The sequence below is a fragment of the Methanobacterium sp. genome (genome assembly GCA_012838205.1).
Classification (GTDB): Archaea; Methanobacteriota; Methanobacteria; order Methanobacteriales; family Methanobacteriaceae; genus Methanobacterium.
On record DUPR01000015.1, the window covers coordinates 23,222 to 29,221 of the forward strand.

Annotated in this window: 6 protein-coding genes; 5 read left to right on the forward strand and 1 reads right to left on the reverse strand. The window is 36.1% G+C overall.

The window, feature by feature from the left end; all coding sequences use genetic code 11:
• The first annotated feature begins 216 nt into the window (after nucleotides 1-216).
• Nucleotides 217-1,194, forward strand: coding sequence for a TRC40/GET3/ArsA family transport-energizing ATPase (locus GXZ72_02350; GenBank protein HHT18391.1), 978 nt, complete (start codon nucleotides 217-219; stop codon nucleotides 1,192-1,194).
• Nucleotides 1,195-1,788: 594 nt separating this feature from the next.
• The gene (locus GXZ72_02355; GenBank protein ID HHT18392.1) at nucleotides 1,789-2,154 is read left to right on the forward strand and encodes a cupin domain-containing protein; all 366 of its coding nucleotides are present in this window, start codon (nucleotides 1,789-1,791) and stop codon (nucleotides 2,152-2,154) included.
• 11 nt (nucleotides 2,155-2,165) lie between these two features.
• On the opposite strand, the gene cbiE is transcribed toward GXZ72_02355, so the two are convergent.
• Entirely contained in the window at nucleotides 2,166-2,789 is a 624-nt protein-coding gene (gene cbiE, locus GXZ72_02360; GenBank protein ID HHT18393.1) for a precorrin-6y C5,15-methyltransferase (decarboxylating) subunit CbiE, read from the reverse strand.
• Nucleotides 2,790-2,913: 124 nt separating this feature from the next.
• On the opposite strand from cbiE, the gene GXZ72_02365 reads away from it, so the two are divergent.
• The 3 genes from GXZ72_02365 to GXZ72_02375 all read left to right on the forward strand — a co-directional run bounded on the left by GXZ72_02365 (nucleotide 2,914) and on the right by GXZ72_02375 (nucleotide 5,894).
• Nucleotides 2,914-4,101: a redox-regulated ATPase YchF gene (locus tag GXZ72_02365; protein ID HHT18394.1), complete on the forward strand. Its 1,188-nt coding sequence runs from the start codon at nucleotides 2,914-2,916 to the stop codon at nucleotides 4,099-4,101.
• Between the two features lie 492 nt (nucleotides 4,102-4,593).
• Complete coding sequence (locus GXZ72_02370) at nucleotides 4,594-5,040, forward strand: hypothetical protein (protein ID HHT18395.1); 447 nt, start codon at nucleotides 4,594-4,596, stop codon at nucleotides 5,038-5,040.
• Between the two features lie 443 nt (nucleotides 5,041-5,483).
• Nucleotides 5,484-5,894, forward strand: a complete 411-nt coding sequence (locus GXZ72_02375) for a hypothetical protein (protein ID HHT18396.1) — start codon at nucleotides 5,484-5,486, stop codon at nucleotides 5,892-5,894.
• Nucleotides 5,895-6,000: the final 106 nt, after the last annotated feature.

Consider the following 6,000-nt stretch of genomic DNA (forward strand, 5'->3'; position numbering starts at 1 on the left):
GTAAGGGCAAACAATCGTTGAGTACAGGGATTTTCCATGAGAGTACAATATTTTATGTTTTAGGGGAATATTAGTCTTTATTTAATATGGATTTTGCACAATTTTTATATGCACACAGAATTTAATATGATAATCTAATAGAAACATTTTTTTCGAAAAGATTGAGGCTTATTTTAGGCTTACTAAATCTAGAAAATAATTAATGGAGGAATGAATATGGCATTTAAGGACCTATTCAAGTTTAAAAAAGGAAAAACAACATTTGTATTTATAGGAGGAAAAGGAGGAGTCGGTAAAACGACTGTTTCAGCAGCGACTGCCCTTTGGTTGGCTGGTGAAGGTAAAAAAACCCTGGTAATCTCAACTGACCCTGCTCACTCCTTATCTGACTCTTTAGACAAGAATTTGGGACACGACCCAACACCCATTGGTGAAAACTTATGGGCGGCAGAAATCGACCCCGAAGTGGCCATGCAAGATTACCAAGCCAAAATGAAGGAACAACAAGCCTTGAACCCAGGTATGGACATGGGTTTAATGGAAGATCAGATGGAAATGGCCACTATGGCACCTGGAATCGATGAAGCAGCTGCATTTGACAAGTTCTTACAGTACATGACCACAGATGAGTATGATGTTGTGGTCTTCGACACTGCCCCAACCGGTCACACCTTGAGACTACTTTCCTTCCCAGAAATGATGGATAGTTGGGTTGGGAAGATGATCAAAGTACGAAGACAGATCGGCAGCATGGCCAAAGCTTTCAAAAACATCATGCCTTTCATGGGAGATGAAGAAGAGGAAGATAAAGCCTTGGAGGATATGGAAGCCACTAAAAAGCAGATTCGAATCGCCAGAGAAGTGATGGCTGATCCAGAGCGAACATCCTTCAAAATGGTAGTTATACCTGAAGAAATGTCCATCTACGAATCAGAAAGAGCCATGGAAGCATTGGAAAAGAATAACATGCATACTGATGCCGTTATTGTGAACCAAATACAGCCTGAAGAAGCTGACTGTGATTTCTGCCGTGCCCGACGTCAGATACAGCAAAAACGGATGCAAAGCATCCGCCAAAAATTCGGGAACCAAGTTGTGGCAGAAATACCATTATTCCGTGAAGAGATTAGGGGAACAGAAAAACTGAAAGAAGTTGGCAGTATCCTCTACGGGGAGCCTCAAGAGGCTTCCTAAAACGAATTTTTTTTTATAAAAAAAAATAATTTATTAACCTGATTCTATTATAATATCAAATAAGCCGCTTAAAGATTAAAAAATTAATATTTTTTTGATTTAATTGATTTAAGGCAGTAATATTAATAATTATAGTAACATATGAGTTTTCCATCTTTTTTTTTTAAGTGTACTGAGTGTAATTGAAATCTTTCTTTATCTGTGACTTGTGAAAAATTATCAATAACCCCTCAACATTACTAATTTGCTGGTTAGTTCTGAGATTGCACTACATAAATTTTCAAAAAAAATCTGATGGAAAAAATGGTGGGGAAAAAATTCAAAAATTTCCCAGCGATATTCCACTCTCCATGTGATGTTTGTCACCAAAATCATGGCGAAATTTTATACTATTGTGATTAAGGAGTATGGTATGTCTAAAGACACCTACCAAACAAGGGGCTTGTTTAATACAAATGTGTGCAAGCCCTTAATAATACTTACAAACAATGTATGGTAGTAAAAATCTATTATTTTATGTAAGTGTGTCCAAATAATCTATTATTTTATTGAAAAAGATTAATAAATATCGATTTTCTAATTTGTATTGATAAAATGTTGATCAAATCTATTGATGACTGTGAATATTTCCAAACTTCTGATCAAACTACTCTCTGTGAGCTACTGCATCCGAAAAATGAAAAGATAAAAATGGGCTGCAGCATCGCCTATGCCCTATTAAACAAGGGTGAAGCATCCTTACCGCATGAATTGAAAACTTCTGTGGAAATATATTACATTTTAGAAGGGAAAGGTGTAATGCACATTGATAAAGAGTCTGAAGAAGTTAAGAAGGGTGATGCAATCTATATACCACCTGGATCTGTGCAGTGGATAAAAAACAATGGAAAATCATTATTGAAGTTTTTATGCGTGGTAACACCACCTTGGAAAGAAGAAGACGAGTATTTATGTGATTGAAATATTTTAAACTAGTAAATTACCATAACACATAAATAACTGAACTTTTTAGATGCTACTTCTTTTACAGTTCCCTTAAAAACTCTCTCATCAGGATAGCTGAGCCTTTCACAAACTGCAATTTTCCTCCCCGGGTTCATACCATTTTCAAGTAGGAATTGAGCTAATTTTTCAACCCTGAAATCTGGTAAAACTATGGTAACTTTTCCATTTTCTAAAAAATCCAATATGACATCAGAATTGCCTTTACCATGAAGTGTTAAAAGGTTTGCTTCATCCCATGGCACTTGTAACTTGGCTGCAGCCAGTTGCAGGGAACTGATACCTGGAATTACTTCAAGGTCCAGATCATCCCTTAACTTGAGTATAGGCTTCAAAACCCCGGAAAATCCAGGATCCCCCGTGGAGAGAATTGCAACATTTTTACCCCCATCCACCAGTGAAACTGATTTTTCCATCATTTCATCCATATTCTTTGCCCGGAGCACCAAAACTTCCCCATGAAAATCGGGAAATAGGTCCAGAGCTCTTTGACTTCCCACGAGAACATCAACAAATTTTGTAGCCTGAACTGCTGCTACTGTTAGATAATCACTGGATCCTGGTCCGGTTCCAATTAGGTAAAGTTTTGCCATGTAACATGCTCCTGAATTAACAGTAAATTTACCAATAGTAAATCTGCTTTTTGTTATCTTAATTTTTCATTTATCTATAAAATCTTTAATAAGTTTGGATGTGAAAAGACTAGTAGTGATTATCATGCTCCAGATTGCAGTTACCGGAAAGCCCAATGTGGGCAAATCATCTTTTTTCAATGCAGCCACCCTATCAGAAGCAGAAGTGGCTGGTTACCCATTTACAACCATTGATGTTAACAAAGCAGTTGCTCATGTAGTTAAACCATGCCCCTGCAAAGAATTAGATGTTGAATGTAATCCGCGGAACTCTCAGTGCCTTGAAGGTACACGGTTGATTCCGGTGGAACTTTTAGATGTTGCCGGACTGGTACCAGGAGCCCATGAAGGCCGTGGACTGGGTAATAAATTTCTGGATGATCTCCGCCAGGCCAAGGCATTTATCCATGTAATTGATGCTTCAGGATCAACTGATGATGAAGGAAGGCCTTGTGAACCAGGAACACACGACCCCCTGGAGGATGTGGAGTTTTTAGAACACGAAATAACCATGTGGCTTTATGGAATCCTCCATAAAAACTGGAACAAAATGGTGCGCAAAGCACTCTCTGAAAAACTAGACATAGCCAAAGTAATAGCCGAACAACTCAGTGGTGCGGGTATACTAGTAGAAGACGTGCTTGAAGCTAAAAAAACTGTTTCTAAAGATTACAAGGATTGGGAAGAAGAAGATATCGTTCTTCTCCTGAATAATCTTCTTAAAATTGCTAAACCAATGCTTATTGTGGCTAACAAGGCAGATCTACCCCCAGCCAAAGAGAACATTAAACGGCTCCAGGAAAAATATGATAATGTGGTGCCAGCATCAGCTGAGGCCGAACTGGCATTAATTCGGGCTGCAAAAGCCGGGTTTATAAAATATGTGTCTGGTGAATCCGATTTTGAGATCATGAAAAAGGATGAATTAAGTTCACAACAAGTAAAAGCCCTTGAATATATCCAAAAAAATGTTCTGCAAAAATATGGTAGTACCGGAATTCAGGAAGCACTTAACCAAGCCATATTTAGCTTGCTAGATATGATTGTTGTCTTTCCAGTAGAAGATGAACATAAACTATCTGATCAAAAGGGTAACATACTCCCTGATGCCTTATTAATTCCGCGAGGATCCAAACCAAGAGATATGGCTTTCCTTATCCACACCGATATCGGGGAGGGTTTCATGCACGCAATAGATGCCAGGAGTTGTCGCAGGGTTGCTAGTGATCATGTGCTAGAGGATGGGGATATAATAAGTATAATTACACGTTAGATGGAGATAGAAAGGAGTGTTGTATCAACCTTATATTTTCATTTAAGGGTGGGTCTCTTTTTGATGTTTATTTACTGCAATTGTATTATATCTCAAAGATCATTTTTTTTTCCTTCTTCACCTTTTTCTAAAATTAAATGTAAATATCATATAAATAGCTAAATCAAATCAGTTTACAGACAATAGTTTGGTTATTTATCATCTTTTTATGCTTAATTTTCCTAAAATTCAGATTCATGTCTATCTCACAAATAAAAGTTAATTAGCCCGATTCTCGTATATGTGCTCAGTGCACACTTTTTCTTATTTAAAAATCTATATTATTTTATGGTTTCTAACTTTCTTAAATCATCTTAATTAGGTGAAAGCAAGATTTCATTCCTCAAATAATAAAACATACAACTCCTAATATAGGAAAAAATCTTGTTTAAAAAAAAACTATCCTAAATTTTATATTGTGGATTGAATATAATTGGACATAGGGGGGAATGCATGAAAATATCAAATATCTGTATTTGTTTAGTTTTGATTTGCTTTGCAGTAATTGCATGTGGATGTACATCAAACGATTCTGGTTCTACTAATGGTGTGAATGATTCTTCTGGTTCTAGTACTTCCAGTTCTAGTGTTTCTAGTTCCAATGACGAGCCTAGTGCCAGTACATCCCCTTCCCCATCCATTAAGCCAAGAGTTCTGGTTATAGTTGATTATTGGGGCAAATGGAGTGGAACAATAAGTTCAGAATCCGGAACTCGATCTATAGAAGGATCTGGTAAAAAATCATTTGATTTAGGTAACATAAGTGGCGGTGTAGCTGCAAATGTCCAAAAAAAAGATGGTGGGTCTGACACTTTAGCAATATTCATCACCAAAGATGGGAACATAGTTGCATCACAAAAAACAAGTGCAGGATATGGAGTAGTCCAAGTAAGCGCATAATCTATAACCATATCCCTTTTCATCCCATTTAATTTTGCATCCTGCCAAAGCATCTCTTTTTCTTAAATAATACCGTATATTATGTGATAAATATAATTGAAATCTTTTCAGCGCTTTTAAACTTGAGGCATTAGTCAATATCTTCAAACACGACAATTAACTAGATAGGAGTTTATATTGCATTTTTCTATTACATTTTCAACATATTACCTTTAATTAATTCGTTGGGTTTGTACTTAGCGTATTTTGAAAGTTATGAGTAATTTTTTTCTCTATAAAAATTTAAATCTTGAAAAATTTCTTTGTCAATAAAAAAAAATTATACTATTGTTCCCCAAAAAATTCAAAATTTCTTATTTCGTACACTAGTATTTTAAAAATAATATTTACTAGTTTATAGTATCCGCCCATCACTCCAAAAAATAGATGGTTTAGGATGGTTGGTGTACACTGGCGACCTAAACATGGTTGATCATACTGGTTCCACCCGGACTTTCAACAGTAACACCTATCTTTTCCCTGCAGATGATTTGGGAATTATAATTGTCAGCAATGAAGGAACCTCAGGAAACGACTATGGCGTGTTGGCAAAGGCCCTATATTCACTATATAAAATAGGTGTTCTTCCTACTAATGAACCATTCACTGATTATTATATTCCTCCCCAAGAAGATGATATTCAATCTGCCCTTAAAGAAAACAAATTGTCCTTTATTTTAAATGTCGAACCCCTACCTTACCCCATTGACAACTATGCCGGGAATTATATTTCTGATTACTGGGGAAAAATCAAAATTAAAAAAAATAATGAAAACAGCCTTTTAATGTATCCTGCAAAAATCCCAACACCATAACTCTTAATCATTATAATAACAATTCATTCAATGAAAGTGACTATAATACAGCTGTTAACTTCACTAATTTCATAGACGGTCAGCCACAACAAGTTTATGTTGAAAG